Origin of the sequence: Pseudonocardia yunnanensis (genome assembly GCF_039534065.1) — a bacterium.
GTDB classification, from domain to species: Bacteria; Actinomycetota; Actinomycetes; order Mycobacteriales; family Pseudonocardiaceae; genus Pseudonocardia; species Pseudonocardia yunnanensis.
In genome coordinates this window covers 155331-177644 of sequence record NZ_BAAAUS010000007.1, presented here as the reverse complement: position 1 = coordinate 177644, position 22314 = coordinate 155331, and the positions used below count along the sequence as shown (strand labels likewise).

Annotated in this window: 21 protein-coding genes; 8 read left to right on the top strand and 13 right to left on the bottom strand. The window is 67.5% G+C overall.

The features are described from left to right. The first annotated feature begins 125 nt into the window (after positions 1 to 125). Together qcrB and ABD743_RS10135 are read left to right on the top strand one after the other, a co-directional pair. Complete coding sequence (gene qcrB, locus ABD743_RS10140) at positions 126 to 1781, top strand: cytochrome bc1 complex cytochrome b subunit (protein WP_344721064.1); 1656 nt, start codon at positions 126 to 128, stop codon at positions 1779 to 1781. A gap of 369 nt (positions 1782 to 2150) precedes the next feature. Continuing rightward, a complete protein-coding gene (locus ABD743_RS10135; RefSeq protein WP_344721062.1) occupies positions 2151 to 3062 on the top strand; it encodes an LLM class flavin-dependent oxidoreductase in 912 nt (303 codons plus the stop codon). Here the strand turns inward: ABD743_RS10135 and ABD743_RS10130 are convergent. Further along, positions 3059 to 4954: a transketolase gene (locus ABD743_RS10130; protein WP_344721060.1), complete on the bottom strand. Its 1896-nt coding sequence runs from the start codon at positions 4952 to 4954 to the stop codon at positions 3059 to 3061. The genes ABD743_RS10135 and ABD743_RS10130 overlap by 4 nt on opposite strands. 151 nt (positions 4955 to 5105) lie before the next feature. Beyond that, positions 5106 to 5930: an alpha/beta fold hydrolase gene (locus tag ABD743_RS10125; RefSeq protein ID WP_344721059.1), complete on the bottom strand. Its 825-nt coding sequence runs from the start codon at positions 5928 to 5930 to the stop codon at positions 5106 to 5108. Positions 5931 to 6306: 376 nt separating this feature from the next. On the opposite strand from ABD743_RS10125, the gene ABD743_RS10120 reads away from it, so the two are divergent. Next, the gene (locus ABD743_RS10120; protein ID WP_344721057.1) at positions 6307 to 7170 is read left to right on the top strand and encodes an NmrA family NAD(P)-binding protein; all 864 of its coding nucleotides are present in this window, start codon (positions 6307 to 6309) and stop codon (positions 7168 to 7170) included. Between the two features lie 69 nt (positions 7171 to 7239). Here ABD743_RS10120 and ABD743_RS10115 read toward each other — a convergent pair whose 3' ends face one another. Continuing rightward, positions 7240 to 8175 (bottom strand): HpcH/HpaI aldolase/citrate lyase family protein, encoded by a 936-nt coding sequence (locus ABD743_RS10115; RefSeq protein ID WP_344721056.1) that lies wholly within the window; start codon positions 8173 to 8175, stop codon positions 7240 to 7242. Positions 8176 to 8748: 573 nt separating this feature from the next. Between ABD743_RS10115 and ABD743_RS10110 the strand changes: the two genes are divergently transcribed. From ABD743_RS10110 to ABD743_RS10100, 3 genes are all read left to right on the top strand, one after another. Further along, positions 8749 to 8922: a hypothetical protein gene (locus tag ABD743_RS10110; protein WP_344721054.1), complete on the top strand. Its 174-nt coding sequence runs from the start codon at positions 8749 to 8751 to the stop codon at positions 8920 to 8922. 164 nt (positions 8923 to 9086) lie between these two features. Then, on the top strand, positions 9087 to 10040 hold the full coding sequence (locus tag ABD743_RS10105) for a metal ABC transporter solute-binding protein, Zn/Mn family (RefSeq protein WP_344721053.1): 954 nt from the start codon (positions 9087 to 9089) through the stop codon (positions 10038 to 10040). A 147-nt stretch (positions 10041 to 10187) separates the two neighbouring features. Continuing rightward, entirely contained in the window at positions 10188 to 10418 is a 231-nt protein-coding gene (locus tag ABD743_RS10100) for a hypothetical protein (RefSeq protein WP_344721051.1), read from the top strand. Positions 10419 to 10489: 71 nt separating this feature from the next. Here the strand turns inward: ABD743_RS10100 and ABD743_RS10095 are convergent, their stop codons facing one another. Then, positions 10490 to 10966, bottom strand: a complete 477-nt coding sequence (locus ABD743_RS10095; protein WP_344721049.1) for a GreA/GreB family elongation factor — start codon at positions 10964 to 10966, stop codon at positions 10490 to 10492. Between the two features lie 1098 nt (positions 10967 to 12064). Between ABD743_RS10095 and ABD743_RS10090 the strand changes: the two genes are divergently transcribed. Both ABD743_RS10090 and ABD743_RS10085 read left to right on the top strand, forming a co-directional pair. Continuing rightward, a complete protein-coding gene (locus ABD743_RS10090) occupies positions 12065 to 13900 on the top strand; it encodes an ABC transporter ATP-binding protein (protein WP_344721047.1) in 1836 nt (611 codons plus the stop codon). Then, positions 13900 to 14517: a hypothetical protein gene (locus ABD743_RS10085; RefSeq protein ID WP_344721045.1), complete on the top strand. Its 618-nt coding sequence runs from the start codon at positions 13900 to 13902 to the stop codon at positions 14515 to 14517. The genes ABD743_RS10090 and ABD743_RS10085 overlap by 1 nt, the downstream gene beginning before the upstream one ends. Positions 14518 to 14647: 130 nt before the next feature. Here ABD743_RS10085 and ABD743_RS10080 read toward each other — a convergent pair whose 3' ends face one another. The 9 genes from ABD743_RS10080 to ABD743_RS10040 form a co-directional block, all read right to left on the bottom strand. Then, positions 14648 to 15574 carry a quinone oxidoreductase family protein gene (locus tag ABD743_RS10080; RefSeq protein ID WP_344721043.1) on the bottom strand — a complete coding sequence of 309 codons (927 nt, stop codon included), beginning with the start codon at positions 15572 to 15574 and terminating at the stop codon, positions 14648 to 14650. A gap of 466 nt (positions 15575 to 16040) precedes the next feature. Further along, positions 16041 to 16826, bottom strand: a complete 786-nt coding sequence (locus ABD743_RS10075; RefSeq protein ID WP_344721041.1) for an adenylyltransferase/cytidyltransferase family protein — start codon at positions 16824 to 16826, stop codon at positions 16041 to 16043. 29 nt (positions 16827 to 16855) lie between these two features. Further along, the gene (gene catC / locus ABD743_RS10070) at positions 16856 to 17140 is read right to left on the bottom strand and encodes a muconolactone Delta-isomerase (RefSeq protein ID WP_344721039.1); all 285 of its coding nucleotides are present in this window, start codon (positions 17138 to 17140) and stop codon (positions 16856 to 16858) included. 4 nt (positions 17141 to 17144) lie between these two features. After that, positions 17145 to 18272, bottom strand: a complete 1128-nt coding sequence (locus ABD743_RS10065) for a muconate/chloromuconate family cycloisomerase (RefSeq protein WP_344721037.1) — start codon at positions 18270 to 18272, stop codon at positions 17145 to 17147. A gap of 67 nt (positions 18273 to 18339) precedes the next feature. Then, a complete protein-coding gene (locus tag ABD743_RS10060; protein WP_344721035.1) occupies positions 18340 to 19197 on the bottom strand; it encodes a dioxygenase family protein in 858 nt (285 codons plus the stop codon). Positions 19198 to 19295: 98 nt separating this feature from the next. Next, positions 19296 to 19526, bottom strand: a complete 231-nt coding sequence (locus tag ABD743_RS10055; RefSeq protein WP_344721033.1) for a dioxygenase — start codon at positions 19524 to 19526, stop codon at positions 19296 to 19298. A gap of 58 nt (positions 19527 to 19584) precedes the next feature. Beyond that, a complete protein-coding gene (locus tag ABD743_RS10050) occupies positions 19585 to 21183 on the bottom strand; it encodes a 4-hydroxyphenylacetate 3-hydroxylase family protein (protein ID WP_344721031.1) in 1599 nt (532 codons plus the stop codon). Between the two features lie 89 nt (positions 21184 to 21272). After that, a complete protein-coding gene (locus tag ABD743_RS10045; protein WP_344721029.1) occupies positions 21273 to 21815 on the bottom strand; it encodes a flavin reductase family protein in 543 nt (180 codons plus the stop codon). 48 nt (positions 21816 to 21863) lie between these two features. After that, positions 21864 to 22295 carry a cupin domain-containing protein gene (locus tag ABD743_RS10040; protein ID WP_344721027.1) on the bottom strand — a complete coding sequence of 144 codons (432 nt, stop codon included), beginning with the start codon at positions 22293 to 22295 and terminating at the stop codon, positions 21864 to 21866. Between the last annotated feature and the right edge of the window lie 19 nt (positions 22296 to 22314).

The following is a 22314-nucleotide window of genomic DNA, read 5'->3' as shown; positions in this document are numbered from 1 at the left end:
GTCCCCGACGATGACGTTCGGCCTGTCACATTCGGGCCGCCCGTGGCGTCCTACGTGTGGGCATCGATCGCGATCGGGCGGGTTGCGCAGGGATGGTGCGCCGGCCCGGGAGGGGGGCATGGGGAATGAGTACGACGTCAACGTCGGCGTCCCGCGGCAGTAGCCGGACGGCGGGCGCTCTCGACGGGCTCGACCAGCGATACCACCCGGCCGCGGGGCTGCGGAGGCAGTTCAACAAGGTCTTCCCGACGCACTGGTCGTTCATGCTCGGTGAGATCGCCCTGTACAGCTTCATCGTGCTGCTGCTGTCGGGCACCTACCTTGCGCTGTTCTTCGACCCCTCGATGACCGAGGTCGTCTACGACGGCCCGTTGGACAATCTGCGCGGCGTCCACATGTCGCGGGCCTATGAGAGCGCCTTGCACATCTCGTTCGAGGTCCGCGGCGGCCTGTTCATCCGGCAGGTCCACCACTGGGCGGCCCTGCTGTTCATGGCAGCGATGGTCGCCCACATGTGCCGCACGTTCTTCACCGGCGCCTTCCGCAAGCCGCGCGAGGCGACCTGGGTGATCGGTGTGCTGCTGATGCTGCTGGGCTTCTTCGAGGGGCTGACCGGCTATACGTTGCCCGACGACCTGTTGTCCGGCACCGGCCTGCGAATCGTCTCGGGAATCACGATGACGGTTCCGGTGATAGGAACATGGGCCCACTGGTTGCTGTTCGGTGGCGAATTCCCGGGCCATGAAGTGATCCCGCGGTTCTACATCCTGCACGTGCTGCTCATCCCGGGCATCCTGCTGGCCCTGATCGCACTGCATTTCGGGCTGGTGTGGTTCCAGAAACACACTCAGTTCCCGGGCCCTGGCCGCACCGAGCACAACGTGGTAGGCGTGCGGATCCTGCCGGGGTTCGCGGCGAAGGGGGGCGCGTTCTTCGCGGTCACCGTCGGCGTGATCGCCATCATGGGCGGGCTCTTCCAGATCAATCCGATCTGGAACTTCGGCCCCTACAACCCGGCGCACGTCTCGGCCGGCTCGCAGCCCGACTGGTACGTCCTGTTCACCGAAGGGATGGCCCGCATCTTCCCGCCGTGGGAGCTCTCGCTCGGGAACTACACGATCCCGTCGGCGTTCTGGGGTACGGCAGCCTTCCTGCCGCTGCTGTTCATCATCGCCGCCATCTATCCCTGGGTGGAGCGGCGGTTCACGAAGGACAACGCGCTGCACAACCTGCTGCAGCGCCCGAGGGACGTCCCCGTGCGCACATCGCTGGGCGTCATGGGCATCTCGTTCTACGCGGTTCTCGTGCTCAGCGGCAGCAACGACCTGATCGCCTACTTCTTCAACATCTCGCTCAATGCCACCACCTGGGCAGGCCGGATCGGGGTGCTGGTCGTCCCGCCGATCGCCTACTACGTGACCTACCGGATCTGCATCGGGTTGCAGCGCTCCGACCGCGCAGTGCTCGAGCACGGCATCGAGACCGGCATCATCCGCCGCCTCCCACACGGCGAGTTCATCGAGGTCCACCAGCCGCTCAACGGGGTCGACGCGCAGGGCCACCCGATCCCGCTGGCCTACCAGGGCGCCCCGGTGCCCAAGCGGATGAATCAGCTCGGCCTGGGAGGCGCGCCGGTGCACGGGTCACTGCTCACGCCCGACCCGCCCGAGCAGACCGCGGCCCTGGAGCGGGCCCGAGCGAAGGAGACCGCTATCGCGAACGGCGATGTGCTGACGGTTGCCCGCGCGAACGATGGGCCAGGGGATCGTCCTCATGCCTGACGTCATCACCGCGCCCTGACGCCGGGCGCACCGCTGGGCCGCGCACGAGCATCGGCGCTTCACCGTCAGCTCCAAGATCCGTCGACCCGATTACTTACCCAACGTTTGCGTGACGCGGAACCGGGATGCTACGACCAGCAGGGACAGGCTGTGAACCGTGACCGGGTGCAATACTCGTGAGGGCCCTCGTACCGCCCCGCCGGGCGTTCTGAGGTGCCGATACGACACGCGGCCCGCGGGGAGGCCGGGTGTCGGGCTGCGCCAGGAAGGTGGGCCGCGAGAGTCTCCCGGTCATCCAATGGAACCACCTCTCTGTGCGAAAAAGGCCGGGCCGTGAGGCTCGGCAGAAAACGTATAGAGAGGTAGGGTATGCACTTCGCCATCGCCATTCCGCAGTTCGCCACCGACCCGCGAGAGGTGCGTCGCTTTCTGGGTCGTGTCGAGAACCTGGGTTTCGACGGCGCGTGGACCCAGGAGCAGATCATCGGCAGCAAGTCGGCGATCGGTAGCAAACCTGTGATCAGCCCACTCGAGCTGCTCGCCTATGCCGCGGCCTGCACGGAGCGGATCCGGCTGGGGTGCGCGGTGTTCGTGACACCGCTACGCAACCCGGTGCACCTGGCCAAGAGCATCACCTCGCTGGACCAGCTCAGCGGCGGCCGGATCGACGTCGGCGTAGGTATCGGCGGCCAGAACCAGCCGTTCGCGGCATTCGACTCGAGACCGGAGCATCTGGTTACCCGCTTCACCGAGGGCCTGGATCTGATGAAGCGGTTGTGGACCGAGCAGGCGGTCACCTTCGACGGCCAGTTCTGGCAGCTCGTCAACGCGCCGATGGAGCCGAAGCCGGTACAGCGGCCGCACCCGCCAATCTGGTTCGGCGCCAACCACCCGAAAGCGGTCCGCCGCGCGGTCAAGCTGGGCGACGGTTTCATCGGTGCCGGATCCTCGACCACAGCCCGGTTCGCAGATCTGGTCAAGATAGCTCGCGAGGCCAAAGACGAACTCGACCGCCCCGACTTCAAGATCGCCAAGCGGGTTTACGTGGCCCTCGACGACAACGTCGATCGCGCCCGCACCCGCATCGGCGAGGTACTGGACTCCTTCTACAACCGCGGCGACATCACGCCAGTCGCGGTTTACGGCGCCGCGCACGATGTGGTCCGCGGACTACGCGAGGTCGCCAACGCGGGCGCGGAAACCATCGTGCTCAACCCGATGTTTGACGAATACGAGCAGGTAGAGCAGCTGAAGGCTGAGGTGATCCCTCAACTGAGCTAACAGCTCTCGGCGAGCAGGTCGTGCACGGCGGCCTCGATGTGTTCGGCGTCGATACCCGCCGCGCTCAGCAACTCCTCGGGCGTGCCCGACCCAGGCAGCTCGTGCACGCTGAGGTGGACGATGTTCAACGATCTCGGCCCGTGTGCGAGCAGTGCGTCCGTTACCGCTGACCCGATGCCGCCCTCGGGATGGTGGTCTTCGGCCACCACGAACCGGCCGTTCGTCGCGTCCGCCGCGGCGATGAGGGTCTCGGTGTCGACGGGTTTGACCGAGTACAGGTCGATCACCCGCACTCGGACCCCGCGCTCTGCGAGTCGGTCGGCCGCGGCGAGGCATTCGTGGACCGTCACGCCCGCGCCGACGATGGTCACCGCGTCGGATGGGTCGGACCGCAAGGTCTTCGACCCGCCGACCGGGAAACGTTCGCCCGTCTCGTAGAGCACGGGGTAGGCGCCGCGCGTCGTTCGCATGAAGCTGATCCCGGATCTGCCGACCATGGCGTGTACCAGGGCCGCGGCGCTGGTGGCATCGCTGGGATACAGGACGGTGGAGCCCTGCACCGCGCGCATCATCGCGAGGTCCTCCAGTGCCATCTGCGACGGCCCGTCGGCACCGATCTCGACACCGCAATGCGAGCCGACCAGGCGCAAGTTCGCCTGGGAGATCGCCGCCATCCGGATGAAGTCGTAGGCGCGGGTGAAGAACGCGGCGAACGTGGAGGCGAACGGGATGTAGTGCCGCACGCTGAGACCGACCGCCGCGGCGACGAGTTGCTGTTCGGCGATGAACATCTCGAAGTAGCGGTCCGGGTAGGCCTTCGCGAACTCGTCCGCGTGGGTCGAGTTGCTCACCTCACCGTCGAGGGCGACGAGATTCGGGTACTGACCGCCGAGTGCGGCAAGAGCGTCGCCATACGCCTGCCTGGTGGCGACCCTGTCACCCACCGAGTAGCTCGGAAGAGTCGCCGACGTGCCCGGTCCGTCGACTGCAGTGGCCGCGGCAGAGTCGATGTCGGGCACCGGCCCGCGCACCAACAGGTTGCGCTCGCCACCGAGTTCGGCGATGGCGCGCTCGGCCATGTCCTTCGGGAACGTCCTGCCGTGCCACCCTTCCCGGTCCTCGACCTCGGAGAATCCACGGCCCTTGATGGTGCGCGCGAAGATCACGGTGGGCCGGCGTGCAGCACCGTCCGCTGCTTCGGTGAGCACGGAGTCGATCTCGTTGACGTCATGCCCATCAACGGTCAGCACGCGCGCGCCGAAGGCCTCGGCCCGCCGGACGTAGGTGTCGATGTCCCACTCGAGCTCGGTGGGCCCACGCTGACCGAGCCGGTTGACGTCGACGATGGCGGTGAGGTTCCTCAGCTCGTAGTAGGCGGCCTTGTCCAGGGCCTCCCAGATGGACCCTTCCGCCATCTCGCTGTCGCCGCACAACACCCACACCCGGTACGGCAGACGATCCAGGTACTTGCCGGCCAGGGCGACGCCGACGCCGTCGGGCAACCCCTGGCCGAGCGACCCCGTGGCGACATCCACCCACGGCAGCACCGGGGTGGGGTGTCCCTGCAGACGGCTGCCGAAGCGCCGGTACTCCCCCACCAGTTCCTCGTCGGACACCACACCGACCGCCTTGAATATCGAGTAGAGCAGCGGCGAGGCATGCCCTTTGGAGAAGATCAGGTGGTCGTTGCCGCGGGCGCCCGGCTCGTCCCAGTCATAGCGCAGGTGCCGAGCCACCAGCACGGCGAGGATGTCCGCGGCAGACATGCTCGAGGTGGGATGCCCGGAACCGGCGCTGGTGCTGGATCGGATGGAGTCCACCCGAAGTTGCTGGGCGAGTTCGCGCACCGTGGAGAGATCGATCGTGGTCAGCGGCTGACGTGGTCCGGTCACGGCGATTCGCCCCTTACCGCAAATGAATCAGTCATGGTCATTTCGGGTCCTCCCAGCAGGCAGCGAGAATGGATGCCGAATTCGTCGCGGCCGCAGCGAGCCACCAGATCCTGCGACCTGACGCCAGGTCGTAGCCTAGCCGCAATCTCCGTCAGCCCCCCTGGATGAAGGCGAGCAGGTCGGCGTTGATCCGATCCTGATGCGTGGCCGTCAAGCCGTGCGGGGCGCCGGGGTAGTAGATCTCCTGAGCGCCTGCGATGAGCCGTGCCGATTTCGGTGCCGAATCCTTGACCGGCACGATCTGGTCGTCCTCGCCGTGCAGGACCAACGTCGGAATATCGAACTTCTTGAGATCCTCCGTGAAGTCCGTCTCGGAAAAGGCCTTGATACTCTCATAGGAATTCTTGAGGCCGGCCTGCATGCTCCACAGCCAGAACTGATCCAACATGCCCTGTGAGACCTTGGAACCTGGCCTGTTGGCGCCGTAGAACTGTGGAGCCAAATCCTGATAGAACTGCGATGGATCTTTTGCGAGACCTGCCCGGAGGCCGTCGAAGACCTCCAGCGGTAGACCTTCTGGATTTGCCGCGGTCTGCAGCATCAACGGCGGCACGGCGGCGATGAGCACCGCCTTGGCCACTCGACCCGTCCCGTGCCGGCCGATGTACCGCGCAACTTCCCCGCCTCCGGTGGAGTGGCCGACCAGCGTGGCATCGTTCAGGTCGAGCGTGTTGAGCACCGCCGCGAGATCGTCGGCGTAGCCATCCATATCGTTGCGGGTCGATGTCTGGCTGGAGTGTCCGTGGCCGCGCCGGTCGTGCGCGACGACGCGGAAGCCGTTCTGTGCAAGGAAGAGCATCTGCACATCCCAGGCGGCGGAGCTGAGCGGCCACCCGTGCGAAAAGGTCACGACTGGCCCCTCGCCCCAGTCTTTGTAGTAGATCTCGGTGCCGTCGTCAGCTGTGATCGTACTCAATTCCTTGATCCCTTCCTGATGGCCGAATGAAGCCGCCGACCATAGCCGTCGTGGTCGTGATTGTCATGGCCTCTCCGGTTGCCGTCGCTGCTTCTGGAATTTCGACCCCGCTTCGCCGTGAGAGACCACTCTTCGGGGTGGCAGGCGCGCGGCGCCCCAGGGTGTCTCCCTGGGTTCGCACGGCCGACCCCCGGCGAAGAAGCGGCTCCCTCCCCGGTGGCGCGGAACACACAGGGCAGCCGATCACCGGGCCCGCAGCGTGTTGACGGTGAACAGGGCGTGGTCGTGTCGCCGGCCAACGGGTAGCGGACGGCGCCCGTGGTAGGCATTCGGCGCGGTCATGGAGGTTTCATTCACAAGAACCGTTGGAGGAGTCGTGGCGACGGAACCTACGAGCCCGGTGCTCGTTCTCGGGGCGACCGGCGGGCAGGGCGGCGCGGTGCTGCGTGCTCTCCGCGACTCCGGCCGTGCGGTACGGGCGCTGGTCCGCGACCCTGACGCGCCTGCGGCGGCGCGCCTGGCCGCGTCCGGTGTGCAGCTCGCCGCGGGCGGTTTCACCGACCGTGCCGCCCTCACCGGCGCTATGGCGGGGGCGGCGGCGGCTTTCGCTCTGACCACGCCGTTCGAGTCCGGGGTGGACGCCGAGGTCGTGCAGGGCCGGGCGATCCTGGGTGCCGCCGCTGATGCGCGGTTGCCGCATCTGGTGTTCGCCTCGGTGGCGGGTGCGACCTCCGGCTCCGGCGTACCGCACTTCGAGAGCAAGGCCGTGGTGGAGCGCGAGCTCGCCGGTGGGGACGTGCCCTACACGATCGTCGCCCCTACGTACTTCTTCGACAACGCGCTGGGTGGCGAGGCGGACATCCGCGCTGGGGTGCTGACGCTGCCGCTGCCCGCAGACCGGCGGCTGCAGCAGCTCGACCGCAACGACCTGGGCCGGTTCGTCGCCGCGGTGCTCGCGACGCCGGAGCGGTACGTGGGTGCACGGATCGAGATTGCCGGCGATGAGCCGACGCCGGCACAGATGGCCGCTGCCCTCGCCGCGGCGCTCAAGCGACCAGTACGTCACGAGGAGGTGCCGATGGCCGCGATCGGGAATCCGGACATGTCCGCGATGTGGAGCTTCCTGCGCGGCGAGGGCTATCAGGTCGACATCAGCGCCCTGCACCGCGACCATCCCGAGGTCGGCTGGACGTCCTTCGCCACCTGGGCCGACCGCGCGTTCGGCGGAGGTACCCGCTGATGAATCCCCCGATGCCATGTCCCGACCGACGACGGACTTGATCAATGAGCCCGAGCCGCGATGTGAGTGTCAGCTCTCGAAGCGCCAGGTCGGTTTCGGACTGACACCGTCCTGATGGGACCAGGCCCGCCGAGCGCGTGCTTCCGCGGACTCGCGCCTGGCCTCCGTTGGATCGAAAAGGGCGGCTCGGGCCACGATGCACCGCGCGGCTTCGATGGTTTCCCAATCGACTACCTTGCCGTCGACGCGCACCGCCGGCGTGTCCGAACCACCAGTGGCGGCGAGCACCCGGCGCGCCCACGCGAGCGTGCTCGGTGGCGGCGCGAATGCCGTGTTGGTCATGCGAAGCTGCCGCGGGTGCAGACACAACTTGCCGGTGAAGCCGAGACCGACCACGTGCCGCAGGTCCTCACCCAGCGCCACCATGTCGTTCAGGTCGACGCTCGGTCCGTCGATCGGACCGGGTAGCCCGGCTGCACGGCTGGCGATCACCAGGCGCGAACGTGCATAAAGCAGGGCAGCCGCCTCGTCCATGACACCCAGCTCATGCCTGAGGTCCGACGATCCGAACGCCAGCCGCAAAATTCCATGCGCAGCAGCGATACGCCCGGCGTTCTCGATACCGGCGGCTGTTTCCAACAGCGCCACAATCATCACATCCGCACGCAGCTGCGCTTTGAGCACCGCGACCTGATCCACAGATTCGGTTCTCGACAGAATGATCCCCTGCAACCCGGGACCGGCGACGACCGCGCGAATACTCTCGCTGGACAGGTCGATATCCGAACCGTTCACCCGCACCCAGGCGGTACCGCCTCCACATAAATGGCGTGTGACCGCGTAGAGAGCCCGTTCCTTGTCGTCGACGGCGCTCGACAGGTCGAGAACCAACGCGTCCGCCTCTCGAACCGCAGGTGTGCCGAACCGATCCGGGTGGTCACCGGGAACGAGTAGCCACGTTCGCGCATCGACGTCTTCAATTCTGTCCACGTTGGTCTCCTTCATCGGCGCTGCCCACGGGAAACTCGGCCCGCCTGCGACCCGTGCCGGTGTCGGCGATCGCAGACGCGCCGAGTCCCGTTCACACGGTAGACCGACCTGTCTCATCGCGCGGAATCGACGACTTCCCGTGGTCCGCAGATCGGGTAGCCGACCGGTCCGGAGGCCGGAGAATCCCAGAACGAGCTGTGCACGCCGTCGTCGCGAAGGTTGCCCTCATTGGTCCCTTCCCACGTGAATTCGTCAACTTGTAGCGTTGTCTCACATATCCGAATCGTTCGGAGCTACGGAGCGCAGTGCCCCCGGCCCGCGCACCACGATGCCGAACCGGAGGACACTCTCTTGCCAGGACGTTTGCTGTCGACCCCGGGAATCCCCCGGGTTCTTCTGGCTCGATCACGGGAAACGAGCAGGCTGTCCCGGCCGGGTCGGCGGGCGACCTGCCGGCCCGCGCTCGCGATCTGCCGCCGCTTCTGCGGGCTGATGCTACGGAGACGGAACGGCGTGGAAGGCCCACCGAGGACAACGTCACCGCCCTGCGCGAACCGCCGGTCCCCCGGCTTCCCCGTCGGGATGGTCATGTGGACCACCCGCAAGGCCGTGCGCCTGCTGCCCGATGTCAACTCCGTGCAGCGGATCTGGCGCGACCTGGAGACGATGTCGCGCCACCAGATCCTCTCCCTCGACCTCGACCACGAGATCTACGGACGCGCGCCGCTCGGCGTCGATCCGCAGGTCAGTCCCGCATCTTAGTCGGCGAGCGTCGCCCCTCCAGCGATCGACCAGCCGAACGGCGCCGTGCCCGCGATCCCGGTTCGCGAGGTGGTGCGCGATCGGCAGCAGGCCGAGGGGTACTGTCAATCGACAATGATTGTCAATGCAGATATGCGCGTGTGCTGATGTGAGGAGTGCAAGTCATGCCATTGCTCGGGCTGCGGTGCGGTGCCGCGATCGCCGGTGCCGCCGTAGTTGGTCTCGCCGTAGCCGGTTGCGGATCTTCCGCGGACACGTCGTCGGCCCCGCCCACGACGAGCGGCGCGGCGCCCGCCGCAGCGATCCCGGTGGTGGCCTCGACCAACGTCTACGGCAGCGTCGCCGAGGCGGTCGGAGGTGATCAGGTCGAGGTGACATCCATCATCAACAGCCCCGATGCCGATCCGCACGAGTACGAGACCACGCCTGCGGATGCCGTCAAGGTGGGTCAGGCCAAGGTCGTGATCATGAACGGCGGGGGGTACGACGACTTCGCGGGGAGGCTCGTCGACACGGCGAGCACCAAGCCTGCCGTGATCAACGCGGTCGATGTCTCGGGGCTCGAGACTCAGGTACCTGCGGGTGAAGAGTTCAACGAGCACGTCTGGTACCACCTCCCGACGATCAAGAAGGTGGCCGACCAGCTGGCGAAGGACCTCGGAGCCGTCGACTCGGCCGACGCGTCGACCTTCACCGCGAACGCGGCGGCGTTCAACGCCAAGATCGACACGCTGATCGCAAAGCTGGATGCGGTCAAGGCCCAGCACCCGGGGGACAAGGTCGCCGTCACCGAGCCGGTGCCGTTGTACATGACCGAGGCGGCAGGCCTGCAGAACGCCACGCCGGAGAAGTTCTCCGAGGCCATCGAGGAAGGCACAGACCCGTCTGCCGCCGTCCTGAACGAGACGCTCGGGCTCTTCACCGACAAGACCGTGAAGGTGCTGCTGGCCAACTCGCAGACCGAGAGCCCGGCCACCCGGCAGGTGGAACAGGCTGCCACCGCGGCGGGGATTCCGGTCGAAGGCGTCACCGAGACGCTGCCGGTGGGTGTCGACGACTATGTGGCCTGGCAGTCGCAGCAGATCGACACGCTCGCCAAGGACCTCGGCAACTCATAGGCCAGATGGTTCGAGAGCGGGGCTCGTGGACAGCCGGCATGCGCACCAGCTCCGCTATCGGCAATAGGCGATTCACCAGAGCGACGTACCATATCGATGGTGAGAGTGGTTCATCTCATGAACACACCGCATCGAACGGAGGTCGAGATGGAGCAAGATAACCTCGGGTACGAGCGCGATATCCGTCCGCTGTTCCGCGACAAGGACGTCAGCTCGATGTCGTCGACGTTCGATCTCGCGTCCTACGACGACGTGCGTGCCAACGCCGACGGCATCCTCGCGAGGCTCTCGGATGGGTCGATGCCCTGCGACGGTGCGTGGCCGGAGGAGCAGGTCGCGCTCTTTCGCAATTGGGTGAACATCGGATGTCCGGCCTGAAGGAGATCACGTCCACAACCGGCGCCGATTCAGCAGTTGTCTCGTAACTGACCGGCTACCCGCCGTGCCCGTCAGGGCAGTTGGACCGCAATGACCTCTGCGGCGATCTCACCGTCCGGACCGAGATAGGTGATCTTGTCGCCTGCGCGAGCACGGACCAGAGCCCGACCGAGCGGGCTGTCGCGGGTCACGGTCTGCGTCGGGTCGGGGGCCTCCTCGGGGATGGCCACGACCAGCATCGTGTTGGTGGTGCCATCGCTGAACCGCACGGTCACCTCCGTGCCGTCGGGAAGAGCGTCCGCGGCGGACCGCTCGGTCCGGCCCGCGAGCACCTCGGTGATCTCCCGGATGCGGTCGGTCACCCGGCCGAGGTCGTCGACGCGTTCGAGGCGCTGCGCCTGGTCGCCGTAGTCCTCCACGGCATCGTTCTCGCCGACGGCCTCGACGAGCTCGTGGCGTTGCGCGCTCAGCTCGGCAAGCTCCTGCTCGAGGCGTTGCTGGATCTCGCTGGTCAGCCGCGGCCCTCTGCCGGATGGCTGATCGTTCATGGTGCTCGCCTCCTCAGCGCTGGTCGACCCCGCGCGGTCGCGTCCCGCGAGGACCGCGACGTGAGCGCCCGGGTTTCCGCTCAACCTCACGACCGTAGCCCTCGGGACCGGATCCATCCTCCGTCCGACCAAGAGATCGCCGCTCGGGCATTCGGCTGAACGGCTCTGCCGGGGTTGCGTCGAATGGCGCTGGACGAGCGTGGCGGGTTCCGGCCCGGGCCGCGGCGAATTCTGTGTGCCACGCCACGAAAGTCCGATTCGGCGACTTCCTCGTCGTGGCAAATCGAGACTCGAACAGAAACGCCGGATACCTGCCAGCATTACTCCGAGGGCTCCCGTCAGCACCTGAAGATGACGACCGCTGGCGGTGATGCGCAGAGTGTGGCGGCTCCGTGATGCTGTTGCTGCGAACAGACCGGCCACCGCCCTCCGTGGCGAAGTCGGTCCGTGACGGTCGGGAGGTCAGTCGCATGAAACAGCAGGTACCCCGAGGGCAGGTGCGAACCTTGGCGAGCCATGCCTTGGCGCACTGGCTGGCCGCGGAGGACCAGGCGGAGGACGCCGGGCGACTCGACGCAGACGACCGGCTCACATGCCACGTCCACGGCCGGTGGATCCACCAGTGCGTCTCGTCACGAGTCCACGTCAACCCGGTCACGCGACACCGCTGGTGTCGTGACTGTGAGACGGAACTGACCGTTGCCGTGGACGAACTGGCGCGAACGGTGACCATGCGATGCCCACGCTGCAACCAGGGCAGCAGCACGGCCACCACCAGGCTGTTGACGGCCTGCCGTACAAGCCTCAGCCACGCAGGCGGCACGACCCCGGCACGCATCGCAGCGTGATTCGCCGGGTCAGCGCGTCCAAAACCGCACCGCAGCCGAAGCACTTCATGCCGTAACGGTAGGCAGGCTCGCTCCCGGCCTGTCCCCCCTGGAGTGCCTTCGTCAGTCGACCGGCCCGTATCGCACGGGGTCCTACCCCGCGCCAGAACGTCCGGGCGACGAACAACAGCGTCATCACCAGCAAGCGCAATATCTGAGGGAGAATGTCTTGACTGTCCAATGCGAAGAGGTGCGACATCGTCGCCTAGATGTGGCGCGACGCCGAAAGAACACGCAGAACCCCGCGGTCTCGGATCGCGGACCCATCAAGGCTGCGGCTGCGAAAACAGCGGACGGTCAGGCACCTGCGGACATCGGGACGCTGCGTCAGCTGTGGCGGTTCCGTAGCTACGGCCAGGCAGAGCTGCGGTGGCTGGTGCTCGGTGTGGGAATGCGCGCGCTCGAACTGGCCGCCGATCTGGCTACCCCGTGGCCGTTGGCACTGGTCATCGACGACCTGCTTCGGGGTCAGCACAAGAGCGGCCCGCTCAACCACGTGGCCGCGTGGTTCGGCGGATCGCCAGTGGCCATGCTCGCAGTCGCCTCGGTAGCGGTCCTGCTGATCACTGTCGCGTCCGGGGTGTTCGATTACCTCGGCGACGTGTTCATGAACGGCGCCGGCGAACGAATGAGCTCGCGCATCCGGTCGGACGTGTTCGGCCATGTGGAGCGGCTACCGCAGGAGTACCACGACCGGCAGGCCATCGGGGAGTTGACCAGCCGGGTGGTCACAGACACCGAACGCATCGAGGGCAGCCTCACCGACCTGTTCTCCGTGCTGCTTCCGGGCGTACTCGCCCTGCTCGGCACCGCCGTCGTACTGATCGCGGTGGATTGGCAACTCGGGCTGATCACGCTCTGCGCGGCGCCGCTGGTGTTCCTCACGGCCGTCCGCTATGCGCGGTTGACCCGGGTGAACTCCCGCCAGCGACGTGCCGCGGTGGGCGAGCTGACCGGGTTCGTCACCGAGTCGCTGCAGGGCATCCGCACCGTGCACGCATTCGGCAGCCAGGACCTGGAGGACCGGCGCTTCGGCTCGACCAACAGCCGGGTGCTGAACATCGGGCTGCGCGGAGTGGACCTGAGCGCCCGGTTCACCCCGGCGCTGGAGTCGGTCGCCGCGATCGGTACCGCCGTGTTGCTGTTCGTCGGCGGCTTCGGCGTACTGCACAGCTGGTGGACCGTCGGGCTCCTGGTCGTGGTCACCAACTACCTGCAGAACATCCTCAAACCGATGAAGCAACTCGCCAAGCTCCTGCCCAGCTTCACCCAGGGCGCCGCATCGGCCGAACGGGTCGCGGCCATCCTGGACGAGCCTCGCGCACACGTCGCCTCTCCGGTGGGCATGCCCGCCCGAGTCGGCGGAGAGATCGAACTGCGCGGCGTATGCCTGGACTACGGGCGCGGCCCGGTGCTCAACGGGATGGACCTGACCATCGAGGCCGGAGAGCGGATCGCGTTGCTGGGCGGCAACGGCGCCGGCAAGTCCACCACGCTCGCACTGATCGGTGGGCTGTACCAACCGACCTCGGGACGTGTGCTGCTCGACGGACTGTCGGTGCCTGACGTGGCCGAGCACTGGCTGCACCAGCAGGTGGCCATGGTCCTGCAGGACACGTTCCTGTTCTCCGGCACCCTGGCCGACAACCTGCGCTACGGCCGACCCGACGCAACCGACGAGGAGGTTGCCCAGGTCGCCGAGGACGCGCTGGTCACCGAGTTCGCCGACCGGCTGCCCGACGGGCTGAACACCACCATCGCCGCAGGCGGAGTCGGACTGTCCGGCGGACAACGCCAACGCGTCGGCATCGCCAGAGCCCTGCTCGTGGACGCTCCCGTCGTGCTGCTGGACGAGCCCACCGCCGGGCTCGACAACACCGCCGAAGAGCTCGTCGTGCTCGCACTGACCCGACTGGTCGAAGGCCGCACCGTGATCATGACCACCCACCAACCGGCACTGACCCGACTCGCCACGCGCACCGTGAACCTGCAACGGGGCCGTGTGCTGGAGGGCGAGGCGCCGCTAACCGTAGGGGCGGCCGCGTGATGGCCGGAATAAGCGAGTGGCCGCGCGCGATCGGGCCGGCCCCGGACAACCAGGTGATCATGATCATCCGGCACGCGGAGAAGCCGAAACGTTCCCGCCCGGCGCTGGCCATCACGCCTGAGGGGGAGCATTCCAAGCACTCCCTCACGGTCGCCGGGTGGATGCGCGCGGGGGCGTTGGCCGGGCTGTTCGCGCCGCACGGCGCGGAACCGCCTGCCGGGTTGTACCGGCCGGACGCCGTATACGGCCCGGCCTACGAACCAGGCCGCAGCGTGCGATCGGTCCAGACCGTGACACCCGTGGCCGCCCGGCTCGGACTCGACGTCGTCACGAGCTATGCCGCGGGCGAAGAGGCATATCTGGCCGACGAGCTCAGAACACGCCCCGGCGTCACCCTGGTGGCCTGGAAGCACAGCGCCATCAGCAAGATCGCCGAGTACCTCGGCGACGTCACGCCCACACCACCCCTACGCTGGCCGGGCTCCCGATACGACATCGTGTGGACCTTCACGAGCAACGGAAGCGGCTGGCGGTTCGAACAGATCCCGCAGATGCTGCTGCCCGGCGACCTGCCCTACCCGATCACCGATCCAGCCCTTGTGGCAGCGGCCGCCTGACACGTCGTTCCGCCCCGAGTCACCCCTCAGCTCGGGTCGGCACGACCGTGACAGACGGGACCGGCACCGGCCCTGAGCGCTCACGCGCCTCGGGGCCGGTGCCGGTTCGTTGCGTCAGAAGGGATTCCGACTACACCAGCAGCACCACGGGACCGCCGTTGGCGCCCGCCATGGCGCGCTCCAGCGCGGTCGCCGCGTCGGCCAGCGGCAGCGCGGCGCCGACGGAGAGGCGCAGCCGGCCGTTCCCCAGCAGCGTGCACAGCTCCTCGAGCTGCGCGGCGTCGGGGCGCACGTAGACGTCGGAGACGCTGATGCCGCGGATGCTCTCCGGCGGATCGCCGGTGATGGTCGCCATCCGGCCGCCGTCGCGCACCGCCAGGACGGTGTGCGGGCCCCCACCACGGGCCGTGTTGACCGCGGCGTCGACGCCCACGCCGCCGGTCAGCTCTCGGACGAGCTCGGGCCAGCGGCTGTCGTGGTAGTTGAGCACCTCTGCTGCTCCGGACCCGACCGCCCGGGCGGCGCTGGACGGTCCGGCGGTTGCGATGACCCGCGCCCCGCGGATGGCGGCGAGCTGCACGATCAGCCCACCGGTCGTCCCACCGGCGCCGTGGACGAGGACGGTGTCCCCCTCGGCGAGCCCGAGCGAATCGGACACCACCTGCACCGCGGTCAGCGCAGGCACCGAGAACGCGCCGGCGACCTCCCACGACACGCTCGGCGGCTTCCGCACGACCAGACCGGCGTCCACGACGACGCGCTCCGCCCAGCAACCCTGCTCACGCAGCTGCAGCGGGTGACCGAGGACCTCGTCGCCGGGTCTCAGACCCAGGACTTCGGAACCCACCGTGATCACCCTGCCGGCCGCCTCGACCCCGAGCGCCATCGGCGCCTCCCGACCGACTTTCCACTCACCGGTGCGGACCAAGTCGTCCCAGTTGCCGACGCCGGCCGCGGCGACCTCGACCACGGCCTCGTCCGGACCGGGATCACGGGGTTCGGGAAGGTCGAACACCTCGACCTGACCACCGAACTCGCGCACTCCGGCGGCACGCATCACACATTCTCACTTTCATCGCGGACGGTGGACATTCTGAAGTCCGGACCGTGTGGACCTGCGGTCACGTTGCCCTCTTCACCCGAGACCGTAGGCACGGGCCGACGATTCCGCCACTTCCTGTTCATCCTTTGCTTGGAAGGTATATGCCGGTGACAGCACGGGCGGGGCGAGCCGTCCGGATCGATGGTCGCCACGAACGACAGCTGTGCCTGTGCCACGATGTTCCGGACGTCCTCGTTGATATATGCCATCACTTCTCCCGATCATCCAATTGCCGCTGAGGTCGAGCGAGCTCAGACGGTGGGAGCCGACTCAGTAGTCGCGACTACTACCGATCGTCATGGCTCGTACGGTACGAGGCGGAAGCGGGTCGGCCGGGATCCAGTTGCTCAGCAGTTTCAAGGACCGGTCAGTCGGCGGAGGCAAATGGCGGTTTCTGCTTTCAGCAGCCGGCCGGGAGAAGTCAGGGAGAGGGTGCGACCCGGTCCAGGAACGTCAGGTCGATCTCGACGGTCGGGAGTGGGACGTGCAGTAGCACGGTGCCGTCCGCCCTGACCTCGGCGGCGGTCTCGTGGCCACGCACCAGCACCCGATAGCGGCCAGGGGCGGGCAGCATGGTCGACGTCCGCAGCAGCCCGTCGACGCAGCGGCCCCGCACCACGTGCGGGCGGCCGAGCACCTCCGCGGCCCGAGCCGGGTCACCGGCCCGGAGCAGCTCGCGGACACGGGTGGACGAGCAGCCCGGGACGAGGTCGACTCCGTGGGCGGTGAAGTCGTGACGCAGACCGAGGTGCGTCAGGAGCCGCACGTCGCCGGCCCCTCGGTGTCCGAAGCGGAAGTTCGCGCCGACGACGACGTCGGTGGCGCGCAGCGACCCGACGAGGACGTCGTGCACGAAGTCCACGGCGGGTGTGCGGGCCATCGTCGTGTCGAAGGACAGAACGAGCACGGCATCGGCCCCGTACTCGTGCGCAAGCTCGACCCGGCGATCCAGACTCACCAGTGGGGCGGTGTCGCGCGGCGGTCCGGCGACCGTTGCCGGGTGCGGGTCGAACGTGGTGAGGACGACGGGCCTGCGTCGGCGCCGACCCACCTCGGCCGCGTGGTCGAGGAGACGCGCGTGGCCACGGTGGAGCCCGTCGAACACCCCGAGCACCACCACGGAGCGGCCCCACTGCGACGGGATGCGGTCGGTCCCGTACCAACACCTGATGGTGCGCGGGGCGGGATGGAACATGGTGGCCGTCATCGGTCGTCTCTCAGCCGGCGCATCGGGTGTCACGGGACGCTCAGAGCGGAGGGGTGCCTGCAGAGCGGGGTGACCCGGACTGTCATGTACTCGAACAGCGGCAGGTTCCACAGGATGTCGTGCATCTCGTCGGAGGACTCCACGTCGAAGATGCTCACGTTGGAGTACTGCCCGACGACCCGCCAGAGATGTATCCACTTACCCTGCGTCTGGAGGTCACGGGAGTAGGCCTTCTCCCTGGCCAGGACCTCGACGCGGGCCCCGGCATCGAGATCGTGGGGGATGTCGACGTCCATCGTGACGTGGAAGAGCACGGACTCAGGCCGCCCTCCGGAAGGCGCGGATCTTGTCGGGGTCGAGTTCGACGCCGAGACCCGGGCCGTCGGGCAGATGGAGATGGCCGTCCGCGTAGCGGAGCGGCTCGATGGCCATCTCCTCGGCCATCAACAAGGGTCCGAAGAGCTCGCTGCCCCAGCTCGCACCTGGCGCGGCGCAGGCGAAGTGCAGTGAGGCGGCAGTGCCGATGGGCGACTCGATCGACGTCGCCCCGTGCGACGGGATCCCCGCCGCGGCTCCGATCGCGGCGATCTCCACGCTCGCACGCAAGCCGCCGCATTTGGTGGTCTTGACCGCGAGGATGTCCGCGGCACGCAGTCGGGCGATGCGCAGCGCGTCGGACGGCGTCCGCAACGACTCGTCCGCCATGACCGGAACGGGCAGGACCGCGTTGATCTCCGCGAGCGCCTCGACGTCATGTCCCGGAACAGGCTGCTCGACCATCTCGACCCCCGCCTCCGCCAGCCGGGGCAGATGGGTGAGCGAGGTGAGCCGGTCCCAGCGCGCGTTGAGATCCACCCGGACGCCCGCGACACCCACCAGCTTCTCGGCGACGGCCTCGACTCGGTCGACGTCTGCGGCCGGTTCCTGGGCGCCCATCTTGAGCTTGAACGAGTGGTGCAGGCCGGCGTCGAGCTTGCCGAGCGCCTCCTCGACGACGATCGGGGCGGCCTCGGCGCCGAGCGCCCAGGTGACGGGAACGGAGGTGCGGGCCAGGCCGCCGAGCAGTGTGTGGACGGGGACACCGAGGCAGCGCGCCCAGGCGTCGTGCAGTGCGACCTCCACCGCGGCCTTGGCGAACAGGTTCGCCGCGACGACGTCGGCGACGTCGCGCAGTAGCCGGGCAACGTCGTCGACCCGCCGTCCCAGCAGCACGGGGGCGATGTACCGCTCGATGATCACCTGCATGGTCTCGACGGACTCGCCGCCCCACCACGGACCTGCCGGAACGACGCCTTCCCCCGTGCCCGTGACGCCGCCTGCGGTGCGGACGAACACGTAGAGCACCGGCTGGGCGTCCATGCTCACCCGTGCGAACCGGTGGGGCCTGCGCAGCGGGATGTCCACCAGTACGGTCTCGACACGGTCGATCCGCAGATCGTCGCTCACGTTTTCGGATGCCTCTCAAGGGGCGGGCCGACCCCGGGCTGGGTGCGGGGCCGGCCCTGGAAAAAGGTCAAGAGCGCTCGAGCACGAAGTCGTAATCGACGCGGAGGCGGCCGTCGGGACCGGGACTCGGGTCGAGAATCAGGTCGTCCTTCACGGCCGAGGCGACGTCGCCGTCGATGTACTCGCCGCCGGCGAAGTAGAGCTGTGTCGTGATCTGACGGAATCCCTCGGCCCGGACCATGAGGTGCAGGTGTGCCGGGCGCCACGCGTGCCATCCGGCGGCCTTGATCAGCTTCCCGGTCGGTCCGTCTGTCGGGATCTGGTACGGGGCGGGCAGGATCGTGGTGATCTCGAAACGCCCGTCCTCGTCCACGGTGACGACGCCTCTGAGCAATCCCTCCGGAAGGTGAGGGGCGAAGCCGGAGTAGAACCCGTCCGCGGCGTTCTGCCAGATGTCGACCTCGGCATTCCGCAGCGGCGCTCCCGCGAGGTCGAGGACCTGCCCAGCGAACACCAGCAGAGTGCCCGGCTCGTCGTCGCGCATCGGGAGCGTGGTGACAGCAGGGAAGCGCTTCTGGCCGGGAAGGTAGTACGGCCCCTCGATCGAGCCCACGGTTCCGTGCTGCGACTCTGCCGCAACCTCCTCGACCACGTGCTCGACGAAGACGTCGAGGAACAATGGCCACTCGCCGTGCTCGCCGACCTCCATGAGCCAGCGCTTGGCGGCCTGGAACTCCGGGTAGGTGATCTGGTGTTCGCGGATGACGGCGTTCACCGCGTCGATCACGTCATGGGCGACCGTGTTCAGCCGCTCCTGCGACGACTCGGCCTGGCCGTGGCGTGCGGCACTGGCGCGCGCCGCCTCCGAGGCGTTTGCGCCGGAGCCGGCAGCCGTTGGGCTGACGTCTGGCTTGGTCGTGGTCATGTGTCCTCCTTGTGGTTACGCGTCAGCGGCAGAGCTGGGACACAACGTCGTTGTTGCCGATCGGGTCGGGAACCGACTCCTGTCGAGGTCGTCCTCGGTCAGCACAGCTCGACCAGGTCCGTGAGCCACAGCCGTGCGGCGGTGAACTCCGGGTAGGTCACGTCGTGCTCGAGCACGACGTCGTGGATGGCGGCGAGGATCGCGGAGACGATCGCGCTGACCCGTTCGGGGTCGGCGTCGGCGTCGGCGTGCTGGAGGCTCGCCAGGAACGGTTCGGTCGCCGAGCTGCCTGATCCTGCGCCGGTTGGTGGATTCCGTCTCGTGGTCATGGGCAGCTTCTGATCTGGATCTGGATCTGGTTCGGTGGTGGGTCTGGTCCGTGAGGGGTCAGGTCGAGGTTTTCCCCTTCCGATCGAGCAGGCCGACGACCTGACTGTCACCCGGGTTGATGAGGTCGGGCACGGTCCAGCCGTGGAGGTCGTACTCGGCCATGCACCGTTCGGCGAAGCCCTTCATCGCGTTCGCGGTGCCGGACTGCTCGGCGGCGAAGAGCAGTTCCGCGCGCACGCCCTCGTGATTGCCCGAGTAGTTGCGCTCGTAGAGCTCGTGGCGACCGCCGAACTCGGAGCCGATCGTGTCCCAGATCAGCTTCATCAGCTTGACCCGGTCCACGGCGTCGTAGCCGTTCGAGCCACGCACGTACTTGTCCAGGTAGGGGCGCACCTGCGGGGACAGGAAGTCGGCACTGTGCGAAGGCAGGTAGATGAGCGAGGCGCCCAGGTCCTGCATGATGATCTCGCGCACGCGCGGGTACCCGAGCGTCATGAACCAGCGATAAGCCATCCCGTAGTCGACGTTGGGCAGCTTCGAACCGTTGACCCACTCGTTCGGATTGGCACACATCGCGTCCGACAGACCCCAGAACATGTTGCGCCAGGCGATGACCTCACCGACGCGGGTCTGCACACCGCGGAAGTCCTTGCTGCCGGTGACCTCCACACCCTTCAACAGCAGCCCGGCGATGAAGTCGAGCTTGACCGCCAGACGCGTCACGCCGTGGAAGGTGAATCGCTGCAGGAACCCCGAACCGGGGAAGAACGTCGAGACCTTCTCCGGGTCCCCGTAGCTGAACACGTTCTCCCACGGGATCAGGACCTTGTCGAGCACGAAGATCGTGTCGTTCTCGTCCATCCGCGAGGACAGCGGGTAGTCGAACGGGCTGCCCATCACGGTGGCCTGCTGGGCGTACGACGGCCGGCAGATCAGCTTCATCCCGGGTGTGCCCATCTGCACGGTGCAGACCAGTGAGTACTCCCGCTTCTTGATCGGCAGACCGTAGTGGGCCAGGAAGTTGTAGTGGGTGATCGCCGACCCGGTGGCCACGACCTTCGCGCCCGAGACGACGACACCCTTGTCGTTCTCCTCCTCCACGTGCATGAACACGTCGGAGACCTCGTCCGGGTCGCGGTGCCGGTCGACCGGCGGGTTGACGATCGCGTGGTTCCAGTACAGGACCTTCTCCTGGGACTCCTCGTACCAGCGCCGCGCATTGCCGGCGTACGGCTCGTAGTACTCGGAGTTCGCGCCCAGCGTGCCCAGGAACGCCGCCTTGTAGTCCGGGGAACGGCCCATGAAGCCGTAGGTCATCCGCGCCCACTCGGCAATCGCGTCCCGGTCGGCCTTGAGGTCCTCCGCCGAGTGCGGCGTCCGGAAGAACGGGTGCGTGACCCCGGTGCTGCCGGTGTCGGTCGGCGTGGTGAGCACCTCGGCCTTGGCCGGGTCGTGCATCGAGTCATAGAGCCGGGCGGTCATCCGCACCGCGTTGCGAAACGCCGGATGAGTGGTGACGTCGGCGACCTTCTCCCCGTAGAGATACACCTCGCGCCCGTCACGCAGGCTCTCGATGTACTCGTCGCCGGTCATCGGGCGGGTTGCCCGGCCATCGGCGCTGGTGGGGGTTGGGACCGAATCCTGTTGTAAGGTCATGCGTTCCTCATTCCAGGGTGACTCATATACCAGTCGATAGCCGCCGGCGTCCGAAATGCGGTGCCGGTTCGGTGCTGACGACTCCCGCGTCAGCAGCCGGCGGAGGAGAACCAGGAAATTCCGCCGGGTCCGTCGGCGGAGTCGTCCCAGAGCAGCGGGTCGTGATTGCCGCCGAGATGGTGGAATTTTCCGGTGTGAAACAGCAAGGGCCGTCCGTCGTAGATCCGGAACTCCTGCACCTCGCCCAGATAAAGCACGTGGTCACCGCCGTCGTAATGCTGCCACGGTACGCACGAAATATGCGCCAGCGTCCCACCCAGTCGCGGAGAGCCGCAGTCGCTGTCCGCCGCCCATGCCACGTCCTGGTTGGGCCGGCCGGCGAAGTGCAGCGCGAGGTCCTTCTGCGCCGCTTCGAGCACATTGACCGTGAACGGTCGCGACTCGACCAGGCCACAGACCTTCGACCGCCGGTCCAGCGACACCAGTACCAGCGGGGGTTCGAGGGACACCGCGGTGAACGCGTTCACCGTCGCCCCGTGTGGTGCCTCGTCGTCGCCACGGCAGGTGATCACCGTGACCCCTGTGGTGAAGTGCCCCAGACATTGCCGGAGCTCTCGCGGATGAATCGCCATCGCTTGCCCCTCCGGTTCGTACCGGTTCTCCTGACGTGTACGGGAGCGTCACGGTCGAGGGGCGCGGCGGGACCGGCGTTCTTCGAGCTCGTCAGCGCCCACCGGGATCAGCATCGGCTGACCGGGTACGCAGAACATGGTGACCAGGAAATGGGTCTCGACGTCGGCGAGATTGTTGCCGTCCTGGTAGTGGATCACGTCGCCACCCGGCTCCCAGAAGCTCTCGCCGGCGCGCACGACACGCTGGGGCTCGCCCTCCAGCTCGAATATCATCTCGCCCTGAACCACGTAGCCGAAGGCAGGCCCGGTGTGCCGATGGGGCGGGTTGCCGGCGCTGCCCGCAGGCAGTTTGACGAGGAGGGTCATCACCTCGGAGGAATCGGGCAATGGCGGAGTCGGCACGGAGCTGATGACCTCGAACTGCGGCGCGGGCGTCGTTCGGTTCGGGTCGTCGATGTGGTGCGAGTGGTCAACGGACATGACTACTCCTCACTGTTCC

Bases quoted from the DNA above. Each gene is read 5' to 3' on its own strand.
- qcrB (WP_344721064.1), top strand. From the start codon at position 126: ATGAGTACGACGTCAACGTCGGCGTCCCGCGGCAGTAGCCGGACGGCG.
- ABD743_RS10135 (WP_344721062.1), top strand. From the start codon at position 2,151: ATGCACTTCGCCATCGCCATTCCGCAGTTCGCCACCGACCCGCGAGAG.
- ABD743_RS10115 (WP_344721056.1), bottom strand. From the start codon at position 8,175: ATGAAGGAGACCAACGTGGACAGAATTGAAGACGTCGATGCGCGAACG.
- ABD743_RS10110 (WP_344721054.1), top strand. From the start codon at position 8,749: ATGTGGACCACCCGCAAGGCCGTGCGCCTGCTGCCCGATGTCAACTCC.
- ABD743_RS10105 (WP_344721053.1), top strand. From the start codon at position 9,087: ATGCCATTGCTCGGGCTGCGGTGCGGTGCCGCGATCGCCGGTGCCGCC.
- ABD743_RS10100 (WP_344721051.1), top strand. From the start codon at position 10,188: ATGGAGCAAGATAACCTCGGGTACGAGCGCGATATCCGTCCGCTGTTC.
- ABD743_RS10095 (WP_344721049.1), bottom strand. From the start codon at position 10,966: ATGAACGATCAGCCATCCGGCAGAGGGCCGCGGCTGACCAGCGAGATC.
- ABD743_RS10085 (WP_344721045.1), top strand. From the start codon at position 13,900: ATGGCCGGAATAAGCGAGTGGCCGCGCGCGATCGGGCCGGCCCCGGAC.
- ABD743_RS10080 (WP_344721043.1), bottom strand. From the start codon at position 15,574: ATGCGTGCCGCCGGAGTGCGCGAGTTCGGTGGTCAGGTCGAGGTGTTC.
- ABD743_RS10075 (WP_344721041.1), bottom strand. From the start codon at position 16,826: ATGACGGCCACCATGTTCCATCCCGCCCCGCGCACCATCAGGTGTTGG.
- ABD743_RS10060 (WP_344721035.1), bottom strand. From the start codon at position 19,197: ATGACCACGACCAAGCCAGACGTCAGCCCAACGGCTGCCGGCTCCGGC.
- ABD743_RS10055 (WP_344721033.1), bottom strand. From the start codon at position 19,526: ATGACCACGAGACGGAATCCACCAACCGGCGCAGGATCAGGCAGCTCG.
- ABD743_RS10050 (WP_344721031.1), bottom strand. From the start codon at position 21,183: ATGACCTTACAACAGGATTCGGTCCCAACCCCCACCAGCGCCGATGGC.
- ABD743_RS10045 (WP_344721029.1), bottom strand. From the start codon at position 21,815: ATGGCGATTCATCCGCGAGAGCTCCGGCAATGTCTGGGGCACTTCACC.
- ABD743_RS10040 (WP_344721027.1), bottom strand. From the start codon at position 22,295: ATGTCCGTTGACCACTCGCACCACATCGACGACCCGAACCGAACGACG.